Source organism: Marinobacter sediminicola (assembly GCF_031157525.1).
In the GTDB taxonomy this organism is placed as follows: domain Bacteria; phylum Pseudomonadota; class Gammaproteobacteria; order Pseudomonadales; family Oleiphilaceae; genus Marinobacter; species Marinobacter sediminicola.
On record NZ_JAVIXR010000006.1, the window covers coordinates 60,874 to 78,975 of the forward strand.

The window sequence follows — 18,102 nt, forward strand, 5'->3', positions numbered from 1 at the left end:
CAATTCACTCGAACAGCGGTCGACCTTGAGCGACTTCATCATCAGTCGCTTCGCGGCGCCCGATAATTTCCAGATCAAAATACAGAGTAAAACCCGCAAGTGGATGATTTGCATCAATTCGAACAAGATTACCGTCAAATCCCATAACCTGGACAATCTGGGCATTTTCACCAGTGTTGGTTTGAAACTTCATGCCAATCTGCAGTTTTTCTACCCCCTCAAACATTGACCGGGGCACCTTCCGAACCAGGTCATCACGGTGCTCTCCATATGCCATCGAGGGAGGCACCGTAACCTCCAGACAGTCTCCGGCATTGCGCTCCTTTACCGCTTTCTGGATACCCTCTATCACATCAGGGCTGCCGTACAGGAAGTGTAGGGGCTCACCACCCTCCGAGGTATCAACCAACTCGCCAATTTTGTTCTTGAGTACATAGTGAACTGTAAAAACATCAGGCTTTTCTTGAGGAGCTTGCATCAGACTTTCGAGTTTCCCGTATTCGATGAATGTTCTATCAATGTAAGACCATGAATCACAAGGCGCTGATCCAGTTTTTCACGCAGCCCTGAAGGCTGGTTCAGGTCCATTCGCTGCAACAATTCTGCATAACGGCCCTTCTCATCTTTCGCCCGCAAGGCCTGTAGCAGGGTCGACAGTTTACCACGACGGGTCGCCGTTTCAGCCTTGAGCCGCTTCAGCGCTTTGCCCAGCACCAGCTCCTGGTCGGTAAAATCCCGCCCAAATGGAAATGCCGGGAACCAATCTTTATCGCCGGTGCCAGTGAACGCACTGGCGACGGCAGTTGGCGTATTGTTCAACCAATTTGTTGGCAATCGGAACTTCGCATCCACCTTACCCGCCTTCTGCGCCTGATCGAGCAGGCCTTGCTGAAAGCGGGAATCCGCAATGCGGATCAAGCGCAGATAGACCTGCTCATCCGATTGACCACGAAGATCTGCAATACCGTACTCAGTGATCACTACATCCCGCAAATGCCGGGGAATGGTGCAGTGGCCGTAATTAAACACGATATTCGACGCCACTGAGCCCTTGGCATTACGGGTGCTGCGCAAGGCTATGATAGAGCGGGCCCCCGGTAATTCGTGCGCCATAGAGACAAAATTGTACTGACCACCCACACCACTGATCACCCTGCCATCCTCAAGCCCGTCGGAAACCGCAGCGCCACTAAGGGTATACATCATTGCCGTGTTGATAAACCGGCTGTGGATTCGCTGAGCCGCCTTGAGCCGCTGGTTACCGAAACGATGATCATAAAGATGATTAATAAAGCTCACGCTGGTCATGCAAATGCGATCGCGATCCTCATCGGAAAGCTCGCGCAGGGACTGGTAGAACTGCTGGGGACCCACATAGAACCCCCCGTGCATCGCAACCCCGCCAGTAAGCCGCTCACCGATCGCCAGCGCCTTCATTGCCTCTCTCGCCTCTGGATCATCCAGATCGGCAATGAGTGAATGATCTCCAATCCGCAACCGGCCACCTTTAAACTCAACCGCATCACGGAGAATGCCGTACCGTCTCAGCCAGGTGACGTCCCGGGCCCGCATGGGTGAGTCAATCAGCCCTTCCTGCCTTAGTACATCAAGGGTATCCAGAGAAATCTGCTCTTCAATTTCACCGTTGTTGATCAGTATTTGCAGGTCCGCGTGATCATATACTTCACGCCGCAACACCCCTGCTTCCATAAGGTACAGGAAGCCATCAACCATCATCTCACTGCAACCATAGAGCCCTTTTTCAAAGGGGCCGGTTCCACCGTCCTTTTCTGCCAGCGGGAATCGCTCCGCAACATTCAAGTTGTCGTAAACAGCCCGCCAGGCCGCGTTATTCCTGTGGCGTAATATGGCACTGTGCACAAGCGCTGCCCCAAGCGAACCAATACCCACCTGAAGTGTGCCACCATCTTTAAGCAAGGTGCTGGCGTAAAAGCCGATCAAGTGGTCTGCGGGACTAATAGCCATCTGAGGCGCCGAAAACAATGGGTACTCGGTCGCCTGATACTCGAACACCAGATCAAACTCGTCTTCCGCAATAGCAGCATCGCGACCGAACCAAGGCATCTGGCGATTGATTTCACCCACAATAGCCACCGGGGTCCCAGACGCTTCCCGCTCCCTCAGCAGAGGCAGCAAGTCGAGGCTCAGATCGGGATTACAACTCAGGCTTACCATTCCTGGCGCATCATACAGTTCGCCTGGAGCGACCATTTGCGCCACGACATTAACGCCCAGGTCCATCAGGTCACGAACGGCGTGGGTATAGTTGGTCGACACGTAATGACGCTGCTGACTGCGGTTATTGAGGTAACTCCCTGCTTTGAAGAAAAACTCCGATACCTGAACATTGGAAGGGAGGCTGTTCTTATTAACATCCTGCGCATATTGGAGAGTCGGAATGCCGCCATAGAGGCGCTCCGCAAACGGCGCCATAAAGCGCTTTTCCAGGGATGAACTGCCGGAAGGCGCAAGTAACGAAAGTGCAGTGAAAATATGCAGGTTTATTTCAGGATCGTCTTTCGCCCTCTGGTACAGCGCATTAACGAAGCGGACAGGCTTCCCAAGACCTAGTGGCAACCCCAGGGTAATATTCTTGCCCACCCGGCGGATCACATCATCCACGCAACGCTCCGCGTTATTCGAGCGCTGTCTGCTATTTACCGCCATAAAGAGATCCCCACTGATTATTCAACATATGGCTACTATCAGAGAATCATCACATGAGACATGCAGACAGACAATGCACCAGATCATTAATCTGGCGTTAAACCAATGTATTGCAGGAAAAAGCCAGTACAGCGAAAGGATGAATCAGATGAGCGGGAAAACGATATGAAGCAAAGGAGGCAACCAGAACCGGGCGACTACAGATTCAGAAATTCCATTTCAGGTTGAGGCATGCACCTTCATTCAGCAGCGCGATTCCATGATCAGCCTGCGCCGGCTGCGAGGCGTAGTGCTTGCCGTTATCGTTCGCGCGCACCAAAGAAAGACTTAACAAACGTGAACCAATTTCGGCAACGGCAACCGCATCAGCATCGTCTTCTTCAAAATCACGGGACATCCGCTGCTGAAGCTCATATACATATTCTACTGTCATGGTTTCGCTGGTCGCCTCAAACGCGCGTTCAGACGCCTCGGCGCGAACCACAAACGCGGCGACGTTGAGAACAAGCAGTGTGACAAATATGCGGATAATCATGATACTTACAGCGACCTTTTAAACGGATTAGAAGTTTACTCACCCCATTGACTAAAGTCTAACCCCTTAGCGGCAAAAAGATGTGAAATCGCGCGCAGTCATGCCTCTTTTTTGTCACGCTTTCGCACACATTTTGTCAATATATGATCGTCAATATTTCAGAATGTAACACCCCCTTCTCTAAAGCCAGCTAATTCCTTTTAGCATCAACAGCTTAAGAGAAACCAAAGATTTTCGACAGTCTTCAGGGGCAAGGGTAGGTAAATTCGTTATGAATCGCTTCAATAGCCTCCAACGTATCCTGACTAAGCTTCACACTGCACGACCCTAGATTTTCCCGGAGCTGCTCCATGTTGGTGGCACCAATGATATTACTGGTTACAAAACTGCGGCTATTAACATACGCCAGCGCCATTTGAGCCGGAGATAGCCCTATGTGCCTCGCAAGCTCTGCATAGGCTCGAGTCGCATCAACCCCTCTTTCACTGGTATAGCGGCTGAACCTCTCATAAAGCGTGAGGCGAGCCTTTTCCGGCCACTTACCACCCATATACTTGCCAGACAGCATGCCAAACGCCAGCGGGGAGTACGCCAGCAAGCCTGTTTGCTCACGATGAGCTATTTCCGCCAACCCCACTTCAAAAGAACGGTTCAGCAGGTTGTAAGGGTTTTGAATACTGGCAATGCGCGGCCACCCATTCTCCCCTGCCAGGCGGAGATACTCCATCGTGCCCCAAGGCGTCTCGTTCGAAATCCCGATATGCCGAACCTTCCCTACCGCCACCAGCTCACTGAGTGCGCCGAGGGTTTCCTCAATTGGCGTCGACTTTTCTTTCGGGTCTGGCCGATAGCCGAGCTCCCCGAAAAAATTGGTGCTGCGATCCGGCCAGTGCACCTGATAGAGATCGATATAATCCGTCTGCAGACGCTTCAGGCTGGCATCACAGGCTTCAATAATATGGTCGCGGGTAAGTCGGGGGCCATTTCGCAAGTAACTGAGCCCATTCCCAGGCCCGGCGACTTTGGAGGCGATCACCAGATCGTCTCGGCGGCCGCGCCGCGCCAGCCAGTTCCCGAGATAAGTCTCTGTGAGACCTTGAGTCTCAGCCCGCGGAGGAACAGGGTACATCTCCGCAGCATCGATAAAGTTCACACCTTCAGAAGTGGCATGGTCCAGCTGCTCGAAAGCTTCCTGCTCGGTGTTTTGCTCCCCCCATGTCATGGTGCCCAGACAGATAAGACTGACTTCAAGATCCGTACGGCCTAGCTTTCGGGTTTGCATTGCGCCTCCGCTCAAGATTGTTGAATGCGTAATAAAAGTGTCACAGGGGTGTCATGTGCCCGTCACCCAAAGCTCCCATAGTAGAGCCATAGTAATAAAAACCAGAGGGAACGTCATGATTCAAGCCAGTCTGGCAAGCTAGCTACCCGGATACAATCTATATAGCCACTCAAGGGCGATTGTTGCCGCGGGGTGGAGAACGATAAGGATCTAACCCATGTCAGAAAGCAGCAAGGCGATCCGCTTCTTTGAGCTCGCAGATCAGCGTGAATACGCTTTTTGCCAGCACATAAACAAAATTGCCAAATTTCGGCCGATCATGCGCTATTTCCAACTGGCAAGTCGGCTGGGGGATGGTTGGTTCTGGTACGCACTGATATTGGCCATCCCCTTCCTGAAGCGAGAGACTGGCCAAGGCCTGGCACTGCTAATGACTCTGACTGGGCTGACCTGCACCCTGACCTACAAATTACTTAAGCGTTGGCTGATCCGCGAACGGCCCTTCATATCATTCCCCTCCATTAGTTGCGGCACCCCACCATTGGACCGCTACAGCTTTCCTTCAGGCCACACCCTGCACGCTGCCTGTTTTCAGACCATTTTGTTCATGACAATGCCAAAGCTGGCACTGGCAACCGCTCCCTTTACACTGAGCGTGGCCGCATCCCGAGTGGTACTGGGTTTGCACTATCCCTCTGACGTTCTCGCGGGCGCATTTATTGGTGGCCTGATGGGGTATCTATCGGTGACATGCTTTTTCAGCCCCTAGCGTGCGTTTTCTCGGGCTGACATTAATCAAACAATCTGAGCTGGGTCACCGGTGCATCATCATTGCGAAAGCGCACCCCTAGACCCAGCAGCCGAACCGGCCGCTCTCGATTACTCACCAACTCGGTAAGCAGTGGAAGGTAGTCTTCATATCCTGGCTCTTTTATGTTTTCCCGCACCCGCTCCAATGTGTGGGTGGAAAAATCGCTGTAACGTATTTTTATAAACAGCTTATGGATGGGCTTATCACGACCCTTGCGGGTAAGGCGGAGATTAAGATCTGTCGCCAGTGATGCCAAAACCGTTTCACAGGCGGCAATATCTGGTAAATCCTGAGAAAAAGTACGCTCAACGCTCACAGATTTGGCAATTCTGGATACCACCACCGGCCGCTCATCCCGGCCATGGGCCATTTCATGCAACCGATACCCCTGTTTACCAAAGCGTTCGATCAACACATCAACGCCCAGTGCCTGCAAATCACCACATATTTTCACACCAAGCGCATGTAATTTAGCCGCGGTCACCTGCCCAACGCCAAACAATTTCTCAACCTTGAGCTCGCGCACAAAACCGTCGACCTCATCAGGCTTTACCACAAACAAACCGTCTGGTTTTCGCCAATCGCTGGCAATCTTGGCGAGAAACTTATTGGGGGCGACCCCGGCAGAAATCGTAATCCCCACTTCCTTTTCCACACGCTCCCGCAGGTAGCGAGCCATTAATGTGGCGCTCCCTTTATGCTCGGTCACATCAGTAACATCCAGAAAGGCTTCATCCAGTGACAGGGGCTCAACCAGATCGGTCAACTCTCGCAGAATGCCCATCACCTTTTGTGATGCCACTCTGTAGCGGGCCATATCAGGCGGCACGGTAACCAGGCCGGGGCATAGCCGCCGAGCTTCGCCGCCAGGCATCGCCGAGCGCACACCAAAAGCCCGGGCTTTATAATTACAGGTAGTCACCACGCCACGGCCACCCTCGCCGCCTACCGCCAGCGGCACCTCACGCAGCGTTGGGTCATCACGCATCTCAACTGCCGCATAAAAACAGTCACAATCCACGTGGATGATCTTGCGTTGAGGCATAATCATTGGGCTCGCGTCGGGTTTCTGTACATTTATACAGTCTTGTATCTTAAAGTAAGATGCTGAGAATGTCAGGAATCTCCAAGACAACCACAGAATCTCATAACGAGGCACCATGTCGAACCCTATTCCAGATTCCAAGCGCACTGAAATCGAAGCTGCAGCTTTTCGCCGCCTGGTTAAGCACCTGGGAGACAACCCCGAGGTTCAGAACATTGATCTGATGAATCTGGCCGGATTCTGCCGCAACTGCCTTTCCAAATGGTATCGGGCTGAAGCCGCTGAGCTCGGCGTTGAGATTTCAGACCCGGCAGCCAGGGAAGAGATTTACGGCATGCCGTACGACGAGTGGAAAGCCCTACATCAAACAGGTCCGAAACAGGATCACAAGTGATGAATGTAAATGAAGCAGTACGTATTCACCTGGCTTCGATAGGCGGTGGCCATGCCAATTTTGATGACACTCTCGCTTTGATAGAGCGGCACTTTGATTACACACCCGCCAGTTTCCAGAACGGACCTTTATTTAATTCGGCCGGTGAAAATGCAGGTTCGTGCAAAGTGTTTGGGCTCGGCCTTTACTGCACACTGAATGAAGCAGACACGCTGAAACTGTTTGCTCAACATTATCAGCAGGTATTAGACAACCCTGCCAGTGAAAGCCACAGCAACATTCGCCAATTCATTGGCACCGGCTGGTCTGGCATTCGCTTTGAAGATACGCCGCTGCGCCTGCGCCGCCCGACCGAGCCTACCATCAAGGAAGACACCCATTCATGAGCAACATCACTGCACCCGGGGTACAGCAGGTATTCCAGCTGAAAAGCGCCAGCGTTTCCATGACAGCGTTGGAACTGTATTACTTCGACAACGACGAGTTTGAGGAAACGTTGAGGAACAAAATCAGCCAGGCTCCCGGCTTCTTTCGGGATATCCCTCTGATCATAAGCCTGGAAAAGTACGAAGGCCTCGACAGTGAACTGGATTTTTTCAAGATCATCGGCGCCTGCCGCCGCAACAGCATTCATGTGATTGGCGTTCGTGGCGGGAATGACGATCAGCGCCGTCTTGCTCGCGGAGCCTCTCTGGCACTAATGCCCGGGAGCGGACAAAGAGACAAGGACCACGAAACCACAGCAGAGGTAGCTGACACCCCTGCTGCGCCTGCACCTCAGACAGCAAAAGAAGCTGCTCCGGCAAAAATCATCAGCCAACCGGTGCGTTCAGGCCAACAGGTTCACGCACCCGAGGGCGATCTGGTTATTCTCGCACCGGTTCAAGCCGGTGCAGAAGTACTGGCAGCGGGCAGCATTCATGTTTACGGTCCATTGCGCGGCCGGGCTCTGGCGGGCATTCATGGCTCGGAATCTGCCAGAATTTTCTGCCAATCCCTTGAGGCAGAGCTTGTGTCCATCGCCGGACACTATAAAATCTCCGAAGATCTTCAAAATAACGGCTGGAAAAGCGCTGTGCAGATTCAGCTCAGGGACGACCTGCTGGTGGTAGCACCACTGGACAAGGCCTGATACTGGAATCGAGCAAAATAATTTGACCGGGCGACACATCCGGCTGACACGACGAATCCACGAGATACAGGAAATAAACCTTGGCTAGAATTATTGTCGTAACCTCAGGAAAGGGCGGCGTTGGTAAAACCACCACCAGCGCCTCCATAAGCACCGGTCTTGCCAAACGCGGCCACAAAACTGTAGTGGTAGATTTTGATGTAGGCCTGCGCAACCTCGATCTGATCATGAACTGCGAGCGCCGCGTGGTGTATGACTTTGTAAACGTTATACAGGGTGATGCAACGCTCAATCAGGCGCTGATCCGTGACAAGCGGGTTGATACCCTCTACATACTCCCGACCTCACAAACCCGGGAAAAAGAGGCGCTTACCAAAGAGGGTGTTGAAAAAGTTATCAACGAACTTGCTGAGACCTTCGACTACATCATTTGCGACTCACCCGCAGGGATTGAGCATGGGGCGCTTATGGCCCTGTACTATGCGGATGAGGCCGTTGTAGTAACCAACCCGGAAGTTTCCTCCGTTCGAGATTCCGACCGCATTCTTGGCATTCTGCAAAGCAAATCGCGGCGCGCCGAAATGGGTGAAGACCCGGTTAAGGAGCACCTGCTGCTAACCCGCTACAACCCGGATCGGGTCGAGCGAGGGGAGATGCTGTCGGTGGCAGATGTCGAAGAGATTCTCGCCATTCCGTTACTCGGCGTAATACCCGAAAGCCAGGTTGTGCTCAACGCCTCAAACCAGGGGTTGCCCGTTATACTCGAAACCGAGAGCGACGCTGGCCAGGCTTACGACGACGCAGTTGCACGCCTTCTGGGTGAGGAGCGCGAACAGCGCTTCATGACTAACCAGAAAAAGGGTTTCTTTTCACGGATGTTCAAGGGAGGCTAACGGATGAGTTTCCTCGACTATTTCAGAGGCAAGAAATCAGGCTCTGCCAATGTGGCAAAAGAGCGCTTGCAGATCATTGTGGCCCACGAACGCGGGCAGCGCGACCAGCCGGATTATTTGCCGGAAATGCAGCAAGAAATACTGGCGGTCATTCGTAAATACGTGCAGATCAGCGATGACATGGTTCAGGTAGAAGTAGACCGTAATGGCAGTTGCTCCGTTCTGGAGCTGAATGTCACACTGCCCGAACGCTGAGCCAGTTCAGTCCCGGTGATGTGAGCGAGCGCCAGCCAGCTTTCTGTAGGCTGGCGCTCTTTGCCGTTACCACCGCGCGAAGTGGTCTTCCATAAACCCCTGCAAACCCTCAACCTCAATCTTGTTACCACTTTCATCGGTGACGGTTCCATTGAAGGTGCCTACATACTGCCGGAAGTTGGACGCCAGTACCCCTGCATTCAGCTTTTCCTTACGAGCCGTGGCCGGCACAAAACGCAGGTCTACCCGGCCATCTACCGTGGTTACATGCCAGTCACTTTCAGCACTGTAGCGATCAAAGCTAAACCGGGCAGCTGCAAGTGTCTGGCACTGCCCATCCAGCCACAGAGCATTTTCTGTCATGCCGGTTTCGTTAACGCCCGCGGCTAAATTAAGCCCGAGTGATCGGCCGCCTGGCAGTTGCCCCGCCAGACTCGCCCAGTTCCAGGCCGTTTCGCGGCGCATAAAGCCGCAACTCCAATCAATAGCGCCGCGAGTGCCTTCATCACAGCGCCAAATTTGATTGCCCCACCGAATCTCACCCTCAACCGGCAGGCCCGCCGACTTCCGAGTGAACACCCAGCCATTGTAGCCCGCACGGCACACCAGCCGGAGTGGGTCATTATCCTCTTTCAGCGCAAGCTCCACACGGATTCCACCGGGGGCGGATACCGAAATCGCCCTGCCGCCTGCGAAGGGCAGTATGCGCATGGAAACCTTGCCCTTTCTGAACGAGGCCTGGCCACGCTCAGGGAAAGGTTCTATTTGGGTTCCCATTGCCAAAGGGCTCATAAAGCTTTGCTCAAGCATCTGCCCGGATGCAAAATCGTAGAGGTAGAAAAAACCACTCCCCACGAGTTTTAAATCCACCAGCGCCATACCAAACACCCACCCGGGGCCAGTGGCACTCACAAACTGGAACTGGTTAAACCGCCAGCGCCGGGCGAACCTGGTGCGAGGTTTATCCATTACCGTACGCAGGTCGTAATCCAGATAGTTTATTTCTTCGACCGGCTGGCTCAGTACGCCGGGAGCAAAGCGTCCCTTGCCATCAATCAGTTTCTTTATCGTCATAATAATCGTCAAATCAGGCCAATTTATCGAACTGTTTCACCGGGCAACAACCTGGTTCACAATCCCCTGCTTCGGGCTCATACTGCCCGTCACCCCGTGATAGACTCTGCGCAATTTTTTCAAGGAAGTGTAGCTTATGAACAAGACCGAAGCCCACAGCCTTAAAGACTGGGCCTCAGTCATCAGTGGTGTAATGTTCGCCCTGCTGGCTTCTGCAATGGCGACCACCACTGTTAGCGCCGGTTTACCAGGCGAAGACAGCGAGGTATGGAGCTTGCGCAAAGAATCCGGCGACATACGCATCTACACCATGAGCCAGAGCAACTCCAGCTTTCAGGCATTTAAAGCCGAAGCCCTGATTGATGCCCCCATCGAATCTGTTATGGCCGTGATGCAGAACCCCGCGTCTTGCATGGAATGGTTGCTCAACTGCACCGAATCTTACGCGATCGGAAAAGGCAATTTTCATCAGCGCTACGCCTACTCCGTCAATGACCTGCCTTGGCCCGTATCTGATCGGGACTACGTAATCAGCATTAGCACAAAGGGCAATCAAGCCTCCGGCGAAGTCATTATGGAAATGAGCGCTGTTCCTGAAATGCGTGCAGAAGTGAGCAACCGCGTACGGGTTGGGTTATCAAACACCCAATATCGTTTTATTCCTGAAAATGGCAAAACCCGAATGATCTGGCTTCAGCACACAGACCCCAATGGCGCCCTGCCCGGCTGGCTGGTTAACACGCTTCTGGTTGATATACCGGTGAGCTCTCTGGAAGAGTTAGAACGGGTAGCAAGCAAAGAGCGCTATCAGGGCTTCAGCCTGATCTATGACGAGAGCGGCCGCCTGATTGATGTAAGGCAAACCAGCGACATCTGAGGGGTGACGAGCCAGGTGTGAAACGCTAAGCTCTGGCAAAGGACTTCGCAAAGCAGGGATCACCTGATGACAGTGCTCGCACACGAAATAATGACGCCTAGCATTAAGGCGGTGCCTCAATCCTGGACAATGGATCGTCTCGCCAGATTTCTGAACGACAATGAAATCACGGGCAGCCCTGTTACGGATGAATCCGGTGAAATTATTGGCATCGCCACCCTAAAGGATATCGCCGAGTTCCGCTGGAACGCCAAGCGTTCCAATACGAACACCGCGGATGAACTCACGGCAGAAGAGCAGCAGGAAGCCCGGCGCTTACGCATGGTACTTTTCGAGGAAATGGGCAAAGTACCGGTAGAAGTACGGGATATCATGACCCCCATTGTATTATCGGTTGACGAAACCACACCGGTGCGCGACATAGCCAACATCATGATGAAAGAACATCTACACCGGATTTTTGTCACCAAAGACACCAGGATAACCGGCATCGTAACTACATATGATATGCTGAAAATCGTCTCGAATGAGGAGCTTACGAAACGCTGCGCCAGTAACAGCTGAGACCCACCACAGAGGTAGCGCCCCCTATGCCCAGAACACCGGAAAGTGCATCGCAAGCCCGTAGAACCATGTACGTCCTCGACACCAACGTTCTGATCCACGATCCCAACGCCCTTCTCAACTTTGAAGAACACGATGTCATCATCCCGATGACCGTTCTTGAAGAACTCGACGGCCTTAAATCCGGCAAACAAAGTGTCGCAGCCGACTGTCGCCAGGCAATCCGCACCATCGACAAACTGCTCGGTGATGCCAGCCCCAAAGAGATAGAACAAGGTGTGCCGATAGTAAGGGCCAAAATGGCAAAGCCTCTGGGCACGCTCTCAATACTGATGAGCACCGAGCACGCCAGTGGCCACTCATTGCCGGAGCACCTGAACGATAACAAGATTATCAATACCCTTGCTTCGCTTCAGGAGCGGCACACATCCCGGGACATCATTCTCGTAAGCAAAGACATCAATATGCGGCTAAAAGCCCGTGGGTTTGGTGTTGAGGCTCAGGACTACCAGAACGACCAGTTGGTTGATGACATTGACCTGCTTCCCAAGGGCTATATCGAGTTCCCGAACTCTTTTTGGGACACCATTACCAAAGTAGAAACTTTGCAGCGAGACGGGATAACAGAACACATTCTCAAACGCGAAGGCGAGCTGGCCAAACTGAACATCAACGAGTTTGTTCTTGATGAGCAGGGGTTTATCGGCCGGGTGGTTAACATTAACGACACCCAGGTAGTCATCCGGGATCTGCATCAGCACGATCTGATGAACGAAGAAGTCTGGGGTTTGGTGCCGCGGGATATCTATCAGGCCATGGCGCTGCACCTGCTGCTCGATCCAGACATTCACCTGGTGAACCTGACCGGGTCAGCTGGCTCCGGTAAAACCATTCTGGCACTGGCCGCTTGCATCGAAATGACTGTGGCCAGCAAGCTCTACAAGCGGATTATTGCCACGCGTTCAACCCAGGGACTGGATGAAGATATTGGCTTCCTGCCTGGCACCGAGGCGGAAAAAATGGAGCCGTGGCTAGGGGCCATTGTAGATAACCTGGAAGCACTGCACGAAGACGACGAGAACATGACCGCCAGTGTGGACTACATTCTCAGCAAGGTTCCTCTGCACTTCAAATCCATGAACTACATTCGTGGCCGCAGCTTTCAGCACAGTCTGATTATTATTGATGAGTCCCAGAACCTGACTCCGCATCAGATCAAGACCATCATTACCCGAGCGGGCAACGGCTCCAAGGTGATCTGTCTGGGCAACCTGGCACAGATTGATACGCCGTATCTGAGCGCCCTGAGCTCGGGCCTGACTTACATGACCGAACGTTTCAAAACCTTCAGCCACGGTGGCCATATACACCTGCAAGGTGTACCTCGCTCACTGCTGGCGGAGTTTGCCGAAGCCAACCTCTGACACAGTTACAAAAGCCGGGTCACGGCCCGGCTTTTGATGCTTCAGCGCTTAGCTTACACTCGGTATCGACTGACCTGGTCTGACATATCGGCCGCCAGTGCCTTGAGACGCTGCGCTGCCAAGCCCGCCTGGGATGCCCCTTTAGCAGTCTGCTCCGTGATTGCAACAATCTCATGAACATTCTGATTGATGGTCTCGGAAACGCTGGTCTGCTCTTCAGCGGCACTGGCAATCTGGCTGTTCATATCATTGATAGTTCCAACCGCCTGATTGATTCTCTGCAACGCGTCATTCACCTTGCGCGTTTCCGTAACAGTGGCCTCACTGCGTTCACTGATCGAGCCAATCAATTTCACGGCATTGCCGGCACCGGTTTGCAGCCGCTCAATGGTTTCCTGGATTTCCTGAGTGCTCTTTTGAGTCCTGCTCGCCAGCGTACGAACTTCATCTGCCACAACGGCGAAGCCTCGACCAGCTTCGCCGGCTCGTGCCGCTTCGATGGCCGCGTTCAGGGCAAGCAGGTTCGTCTGATCAGCTATCTCACGGATAACCTCCAGAACGCTGTCGATCTTGTGGGAATCAGAGCCCAGCTTTTCAATAACTTTAACGCCCTCTTCGACCTGCTCGGACAAGCCACCAATCACTTCGATAGTCTGATGTACCAAGCCCTGAGCATCGGATACCTGAACCGTGGCATGATCTGCAGCGTTGGAGGCTTCACTGGCATTACCTGCCACTTCCTGAGCCGCGGCCGTCATCTCATTCATGGCAGTTGCGACTTGATCACTCTCGGATTTTTGACGCTCTACACCTTGCCCCGCCTCATCCATAATCTGATTCAGTTCCGCAGACGCTTCATTCAGCGTGCGGGTGGACGAAAGAACCCCTTCAACTAACCCGTGCACTTGTTCTGCAAAGCTGTTGAAGGCCGTCGCCAACTGACCTAATTCATCCTTGCTTCCCACCTCCAATCGACGTGTCAGGTCACCATCTCCATTGGCAATATCACTCATTGCAGACACCGCCGATTTCAGAGGCCGAATGATGCTGCGGACTACGATCAGGGCAAAAAACACAATGATAGCTAACGCAATTAGAGAGGTAGTTACTGAGCCAACGACCGCTTTGCCCAATGCCCCGCCGACTTTGCTGTCCATGGCGGCGACTTGGTCTTCCAGACCATCGACCCAAAACCCTGTACCGATCATGATATTCCACTTCGGCAACATCACGGCGTAACCAAGCTTTGGAGCAGCCTCACCGGTATCGCCGTTTTCCCAGTGATAGGGAACATAACCTCCACCGTTGCGGGCTACTTTTACAAGCTCGCGAATCAAATATTTACCGTTAGGATCTTTAAAGCCCCAGAGGTTCTTACCCTCCAATGCCGGGTTGACGCCATGCATGACACTGACACCGCTGGTGTCATAGGCGAACACATAACCCGGACTGCCGGAATCATCAAACCTCAGTTGGCGCAGTATGTCCCAAGCTTTCTCCCGAACTTCAGGGTCGTTCGCCGAACCGGGCTGGTTGTACAGATGGGCAATGGATGTGCGCGCCAACTCAATATAGTTTTTGAGCTCCTGGCGTTTGCTGGATTCCATATCTGAGGAGAAACCCGCCACTGCTTCAGTGCCTATGCCTTGAGCTTGTTTGAGATTGTATGTGGTCAGGAACGCGGTAAGCACGATCACTGGGATAAGTGCCAGCAACAGCACGCGCATCTGAATGGTAAGATTTTTCATATCGAATTTATCTTGTATCTGCTGGAAGGAGTGGGCAGAAGGTCTAACCCATTGCAAGGAGGCGAGATGCTACAGAATAGGCGCGGATATTATCATTGAGGGTACTGCGTATTTTGTATCCAGCGTGTAAACGTTCGTGCGTCTGCGTATCAAATGCCCGGCTCAGTCTTTGAACTGAGCCTTATCCAAACCGTGCTTTTTCATCTTGTCGTAAAGGGTTTTGCGGGCAACGCCCAACTGCACCATGGTGTCTTTGATGCTGCCATGGCACGCATTCAAGGCACTGGTCAGCACCGAGTGTTCGAAGCTGTCCATCATTTCGGCAAGGGTTCGCCGCCCGCTCACATCGGCTTTGGCTACCGGCTCACTGTCATCAAGGGCTGCCGGCCCCAGCAACACATACCGCTCCGCCAGATTACGCAACTCACGCACATTTCCTGGCCAACTGTGGTGCATTAGCCGTGCCGCCTGGCTGGCATCCAGAGGAATGCTCTCCCGATCATAACGGGCAGCTGCAATCAGGACGAAGTGATGGAACAGCATAGGGATATCTTCTTTGCGCTCTCGCAAAGGAGGTATATCCACTTTCACCACGTTCAACCGGTAATACAGATCCGCACGGAAGCTCCCTTCATCGCTGAGCGCCTTCAGGTCGGCTTTCGTGGCCGCAATAATGCGAACGTCTACATCCTGTACCTGATTACTCCCAAGGCGTTCCACTTTTTGCTCTTCGAGAACTCGCAGCAGCTTGATCTGCAGCGGCATTGGCATGCTCTCAACCTCGTCCAGAAACAAGGTACCCCTGTGAGCATGCTCTATTTTGCCAATTCGTAGCTTGTCAGCTCCGGTAAATGCTCCCGCCTCGTGCCCGAACAGCTCGCTTTCAATGAGGTTTTCCGGCACAGCTCCGCAGTTGATCGCCACAAAATTATGGGCTCCCCGTGGGCTGTTTTCATGAATGTAGCGGGCGAGCGCATCCTTGCCGGAGCCTGTCTCGCCAAACAAGAGTGTGTTGGCGGAAATATCCAGAATCGGTGTGATGGTATCCATCACTTTCTGCATGCTAGGCGTATCCCCCAGTATCCTGGGGCCGGGCCGGGCCAAATGGCGTAACTGGGCCTTGAGCCGGCGGTTTTCCAGGGCGAGGTGACGCTTCTCCAGGGCATGGCGCAGGAGCTCAATCAGCTCATCGTGATTGAAGGGCTTTTCAATAAAATCATAGGCGCCCTGCTGCATGGCTGAAACCGCTGTGCTGATGTCACCCTGGCCGGTCAGAATAATAACAGGAATGGATTTATCCAGCGTCTGAACAGCGCCCAGCATTTCCAGCCCATCCATTCCCGGCATGTTGTAGTCACACAGCACTACGCCACTGTACTCAGGTGTAATAGCTTGCAGCCCTGCCTCGGCGCTTTCATAGCACTGAACAGGCAAGTCTTCCAGAGTCAATGCCTGGGCAATGGCCTTGCGTATGTGCGGGTCATCATCAACAAAAATAACCGAGGGTTCTGTCATTCCGTGGCCTCCCTTTTTTGCAGGGTAAATTCAAATTCCGCACCCGGCGCGTCACTGCGATTGCGCCCCGTAAGCCGGCCACCCAAAGCATCAGCAATCTGCCTTGAAATAGACAACCCCAGCCCAAGCCCCTGTTTCACCGATTTAGTCGTGAAAAAGGGCTCAAAAATCTGCTCGGTGTTCGCCGGCAGTCCGGTCCCGTTATCCCGGACAAAACAGCGCCAGCATTCTCCCCTCTCCTCGACATCAATAGTGACTATCGGCTGCTGCTGACTTTCTACAGCCTGCACTGCATTGGCAAGCAAGTTGACCATAACCTGCTCAATGCGGATCAGATCACCGTGACATAGCACTGGCTGCTCAGGGCGACTCCAACGAATATCAATGCCCGCGCTGCTTTTCTGTGCTGCGATAATTTTCAAAGAGGCGTCCACAGACAAGCGAAAATCCACGATGGTGGGTGGCCCCTCGGACTTCCGGGCAAACACCTTGAACTGGCGAGTCAGTTCGGCCATTTTGTCACACAGAAGTACAATTTCACTGAGGTTCTCATCCACCATATCGGCGGCGCCCTTTTCCAGAAAGCGGCGGCTGTTTCTGGCGTAGGTCTGGATTGCAGTAAGCGGTTGGCTCATTTCGTGGTTAAGCCCAGCGGACATTTGCCCGAGCACCGCCAGCTTGGCTGCCTGAATTAACTCCTGCTGGGTTTCCCGTAACTCGCTTTGAGTGCGTTCACGTTCCCGAATCTCATCAATGAGTTTGCGGTTGGATTGCTCCAGATCGGCCGTTCGTTCAGTGACACTGAGCTCCAACTGTTCACCTCTAAGAGCTAACTCCGCCTCTCGACGATAGCGCTCACGCAGATACAGCCACGCCAGAAGAACACCAAAATAGATCGCGATACCGCCCATTACAAACCCGAGGCGAGTCCACACTACCGAATATGTACTGACCATTACCCTCAACGTCCAGTCGAGTCTCGGCAGCGGTGTTCGCACGCTCAGGTACTCCTGAGCACTGCCATCCTCCCTGATGCGCAACGTCTCGGATGCGCCAGACAAGCCAAAAGGCTTGCCCTGATACTGCAGTGACACAGGTTTGAGATCCCGGTCAGGATACCGTTGACGAGATGCTTCACCAGGCGCCTTTTCAGCACAGCCTGTGAAATCCCGGTACAACCACGACGGCTTGCTGGCCAAAAAACTGACACCAGCCTCATCCAATACCACCATTTCCGCCTCACGCACGGAAGCCGGCCTGTGCCATTGGGATTCCAATTCGTGCACCAACACTTTCACAACCACCACACCCAGTAGTTGGCCCTGCTCTCCGCGCACCGGATGAGAAAAGTACAACCCCCGGACCCGGGAGGTGGAACCCAATGCGAAATAGATGGCAGACCTGCCGGATTTTATAGCTTCAAAAAAATAGGGACGAAAACTGAAATTGCGCCCCACAAAACTGCCTGCCTGCTGGTAGTTATTGGCCGCAATCGTCAGCCCGGCGGTGTCCATCAGATACACATCCGAACTGCCAACGATGGTTGCCATACGCTGCATTTCTTCGTTGGCCTGGTGAATAATGGCGGGATTGCCAGGAGCATTAAGGGCTGCCGCAAGCAATGGGTGTTCAGCCATCAGCTCCGGAATGGGCAGATAGCGGTTAAGCTCGTTCCCCACGAGTTGGCGGTAGCGGAAAGATTCTTCGAGGCTATCCTGTTCAACCTGCTGGTAACCAACCCAACCACCCAGGATCCAGGAGACCGCAAGGGTGATCGCGAATATAACAAAAGCGCCTATCCGGTAGGACATAACCCGGTTCCCGAAATACCGTTAAAGGACGCCAGAGTATCGCCCGGCCCCTTG

The 18,102-nt window shown here is 53.2% G+C and carries 18 protein-coding genes; 9 read left to right on the top strand and 9 right to left on the bottom strand.

Translation table 11 applies throughout. The features are described 5' to 3' along the window. Window positions 1-4 precede the first annotated feature (4 nt). The 4 genes from RG807_RS10150 to RG807_RS10165 form a co-directional block, all read right to left on the bottom strand. Window positions 5-478 carry an FKBP-type peptidyl-prolyl cis-trans isomerase gene (locus tag RG807_RS10150; RefSeq protein ID WP_309044819.1) on the bottom strand — a complete coding sequence of 158 codons (474 nt, stop codon included), beginning with the start codon at window positions 476-478 and terminating at the stop codon, window positions 5-7. After that, window positions 478-2,688, bottom strand: a complete 2,211-nt coding sequence (locus tag RG807_RS10155; RefSeq protein WP_309044820.1) for an acetyl-CoA hydrolase/transferase C-terminal domain-containing protein — start codon at window positions 2,686-2,688, stop codon at window positions 478-480. The genes RG807_RS10150 and RG807_RS10155 overlap by 1 nt, the downstream gene beginning before the upstream one ends. 205 nt (window positions 2,689-2,893) lie before the next feature. Then, window positions 2,894-3,223, bottom strand: a complete 330-nt coding sequence (locus tag RG807_RS10160) for a hypothetical protein (RefSeq protein ID WP_298449864.1) — start codon at window positions 3,221-3,223, stop codon at window positions 2,894-2,896. Window positions 3,224-3,467: 244 nt separating this feature from the next. After that, on the bottom strand, window positions 3,468-4,505 hold the full coding sequence (locus tag RG807_RS10165; RefSeq protein ID WP_309044821.1) for an NADP(H)-dependent aldo-keto reductase: 1,038 nt from the start codon (window positions 4,503-4,505) through the stop codon (window positions 3,468-3,470). 217 nt (window positions 4,506-4,722) lie between these two features. Here RG807_RS10165 and RG807_RS10170 point away from each other — a divergent pair, with 217 nt between their 5' ends. After that, a complete protein-coding gene (locus tag RG807_RS10170; protein ID WP_309044822.1) occupies window positions 4,723-5,274 on the top strand; it encodes a phosphatase PAP2 family protein in 552 nt (183 codons plus the stop codon). A 22-nt stretch (window positions 5,275-5,296) separates the two neighbouring features. Here RG807_RS10170 and dinB read toward each other — a convergent pair whose 3' ends face one another. Beyond that, a complete protein-coding gene (dinB, locus tag RG807_RS10175; protein ID WP_309044941.1) occupies window positions 5,297-6,361 on the bottom strand; it encodes a DNA polymerase IV in 1,065 nt (354 codons plus the stop codon). Between the two features lie 115 nt (window positions 6,362-6,476). Here dinB and RG807_RS10180 point away from each other — a divergent pair, with 115 nt between their 5' ends. The 5 genes from RG807_RS10180 (at window position 6,477) to minE (ending at window position 9,035) form a co-directional block, all read left to right on the top strand. After that, window positions 6,477-6,755, top strand: coding sequence for a DUF1244 domain-containing protein (locus RG807_RS10180; protein ID WP_309044823.1), 279 nt, complete (start codon window positions 6,477-6,479; stop codon window positions 6,753-6,755). Further along, a complete protein-coding gene (locus tag RG807_RS10185) occupies window positions 6,755-7,141 on the top strand; it encodes a HopJ type III effector protein (RefSeq protein ID WP_309044824.1) in 387 nt (128 codons plus the stop codon). Before RG807_RS10180 ends, RG807_RS10185 begins: the two co-directional genes overlap by 1 nt. Further along, window positions 7,138-7,887 carry a septum site-determining protein MinC gene (gene minC / locus RG807_RS10190; protein WP_309044825.1) on the top strand — a complete coding sequence of 250 codons (750 nt, stop codon included), beginning with the start codon at window positions 7,138-7,140 and terminating at the stop codon, window positions 7,885-7,887. The genes RG807_RS10185 and minC overlap by 4 nt, the downstream gene beginning before the upstream one ends. 80 nt (window positions 7,888-7,967) lie before the next feature. Further along, window positions 7,968-8,780, top strand: coding sequence for a septum site-determining protein MinD (gene minD / locus RG807_RS10195; protein WP_298449855.1), 813 nt, complete (start codon window positions 7,968-7,970; stop codon window positions 8,778-8,780). 3 nt (window positions 8,781-8,783) lie between these two features. Beyond that, entirely contained in the window at window positions 8,784-9,035 is a 252-nt protein-coding gene (gene minE / locus RG807_RS10200) for a cell division topological specificity factor MinE (RefSeq protein ID WP_298449854.1), read from the top strand. A 66-nt stretch (window positions 9,036-9,101) separates the two neighbouring features. Here minE and RG807_RS10205 read toward each other — a convergent pair whose 3' ends face one another. Next, the gene (locus RG807_RS10205; RefSeq protein ID WP_309044826.1) at window positions 9,102-10,109 is read right to left on the bottom strand and encodes a DUF2804 domain-containing protein; all 1,008 of its coding nucleotides are present in this window, start codon (window positions 10,107-10,109) and stop codon (window positions 9,102-9,104) included. Window positions 10,110-10,245: 136 nt separating this feature from the next. Between RG807_RS10205 and RG807_RS10210 the strand changes: the two genes are divergently transcribed. The 3 genes from RG807_RS10210 to RG807_RS10220 all read left to right on the top strand — a co-directional run bounded on the left by RG807_RS10210 (window position 10,246) and on the right by RG807_RS10220 (window position 12,974). Further along, complete coding sequence (locus tag RG807_RS10210) at window positions 10,246-10,986, top strand: START domain-containing protein (RefSeq protein ID WP_309044827.1); 741 nt, start codon at window positions 10,246-10,248, stop codon at window positions 10,984-10,986. A 66-nt stretch (window positions 10,987-11,052) separates the two neighbouring features. Beyond that, complete coding sequence (locus RG807_RS10215) at window positions 11,053-11,550, top strand: CBS domain-containing protein (RefSeq protein ID WP_309044828.1); 498 nt, start codon at window positions 11,053-11,055, stop codon at window positions 11,548-11,550. A gap of 68 nt (window positions 11,551-11,618) precedes the next feature. Continuing rightward, window positions 11,619-12,974, top strand: a complete 1,356-nt coding sequence (locus RG807_RS10220) for a PhoH family protein (RefSeq protein WP_435404668.1) — start codon at window positions 11,619-11,621, stop codon at window positions 12,972-12,974. 53 nt (window positions 12,975-13,027) lie between these two features. Here RG807_RS10220 and RG807_RS10225 read toward each other — a convergent pair whose 3' ends face one another. From RG807_RS10225 to RG807_RS10235, 3 genes are all read right to left on the bottom strand, one after another. Beyond that, window positions 13,028-14,722, bottom strand: coding sequence for a methyl-accepting chemotaxis protein (locus tag RG807_RS10225; RefSeq protein WP_309044830.1), 1,695 nt, complete (start codon window positions 14,720-14,722; stop codon window positions 13,028-13,030). A gap of 162 nt (window positions 14,723-14,884) precedes the next feature. After that, a complete protein-coding gene (locus RG807_RS10230; protein ID WP_309044831.1) occupies window positions 14,885-16,237 on the bottom strand; it encodes a sigma-54-dependent transcriptional regulator in 1,353 nt (450 codons plus the stop codon). Continuing rightward, the gene (locus RG807_RS10235) at window positions 16,234-18,048 is read right to left on the bottom strand and encodes a sensor histidine kinase (RefSeq protein WP_309044832.1); all 1,815 of its coding nucleotides are present in this window, start codon (window positions 18,046-18,048) and stop codon (window positions 16,234-16,236) included. Before RG807_RS10235 ends, RG807_RS10230 begins: the two co-directional genes overlap by 4 nt. Between the last annotated feature and the right edge of the window lie 54 nt (window positions 18,049-18,102).

Excerpts from the sequence above, each read along its gene's own strand:
- RG807_RS10150 (WP_309044819.1), bottom strand. The coding sequence starts at position 478 with ATGCAAGCTCCTCAAGAAAAGCCTGATGTTTTTACAGTTCACTATGTA.
- RG807_RS10155 (WP_309044820.1), bottom strand. The coding sequence starts at position 2,688 with ATGGCGGTAAATAGCAGACAGCGCTCGAATAACGCGGAGCGTTGCGTG.
- RG807_RS10160 (WP_298449864.1), bottom strand. The coding sequence starts at position 3,223 with ATGATTATCCGCATATTTGTCACACTGCTTGTTCTCAACGTCGCCGCG.
- RG807_RS10165 (WP_309044821.1), bottom strand. The coding sequence starts at position 4,505 with ATGCAAACCCGAAAGCTAGGCCGTACGGATCTTGAAGTCAGTCTTATC.
- RG807_RS10170 (WP_309044822.1), top strand. The coding sequence starts at position 4,723 with ATGTCAGAAAGCAGCAAGGCGATCCGCTTCTTTGAGCTCGCAGATCAG.
- dinB (WP_309044941.1), bottom strand. The coding sequence starts at position 6,361 with ATGCCTCAACGCAAGATCATCCACGTGGATTGTGACTGTTTTTATGCG.
- RG807_RS10180 (WP_309044823.1), top strand. The coding sequence starts at position 6,477 with ATGTCGAACCCTATTCCAGATTCCAAGCGCACTGAAATCGAAGCTGCA.
- RG807_RS10185 (WP_309044824.1), top strand. The coding sequence starts at position 6,755 with ATGAATGTAAATGAAGCAGTACGTATTCACCTGGCTTCGATAGGCGGT.
- minC (WP_309044825.1), top strand. The coding sequence starts at position 7,138 with ATGAGCAACATCACTGCACCCGGGGTACAGCAGGTATTCCAGCTGAAA.
- minE (WP_298449854.1), top strand. The coding sequence starts at position 8,784 with ATGAGTTTCCTCGACTATTTCAGAGGCAAGAAATCAGGCTCTGCCAAT.
- RG807_RS10205 (WP_309044826.1), bottom strand. The coding sequence starts at position 10,109 with ATGACGATAAAGAAACTGATTGATGGCAAGGGACGCTTTGCTCCCGGC.
- RG807_RS10210 (WP_309044827.1), top strand. The coding sequence starts at position 10,246 with ATGAACAAGACCGAAGCCCACAGCCTTAAAGACTGGGCCTCAGTCATC.
- RG807_RS10215 (WP_309044828.1), top strand. The coding sequence starts at position 11,053 with ATGACAGTGCTCGCACACGAAATAATGACGCCTAGCATTAAGGCGGTG.
- RG807_RS10220 (WP_435404668.1), top strand. The coding sequence starts at position 11,619 with ATGTACGTCCTCGACACCAACGTTCTGATCCACGATCCCAACGCCCTT.
- RG807_RS10225 (WP_309044830.1), bottom strand. The coding sequence starts at position 14,722 with ATGAAAAATCTTACCATTCAGATGCGCGTGCTGTTGCTGGCACTTATC.
- RG807_RS10230 (WP_309044831.1), bottom strand. The coding sequence starts at position 16,237 with ATGACAGAACCCTCGGTTATTTTTGTTGATGATGACCCGCACATACGC.
- RG807_RS10235 (WP_309044832.1), bottom strand. The coding sequence starts at position 18,048 with ATGTCCTACCGGATAGGCGCTTTTGTTATATTCGCGATCACCCTTGCG.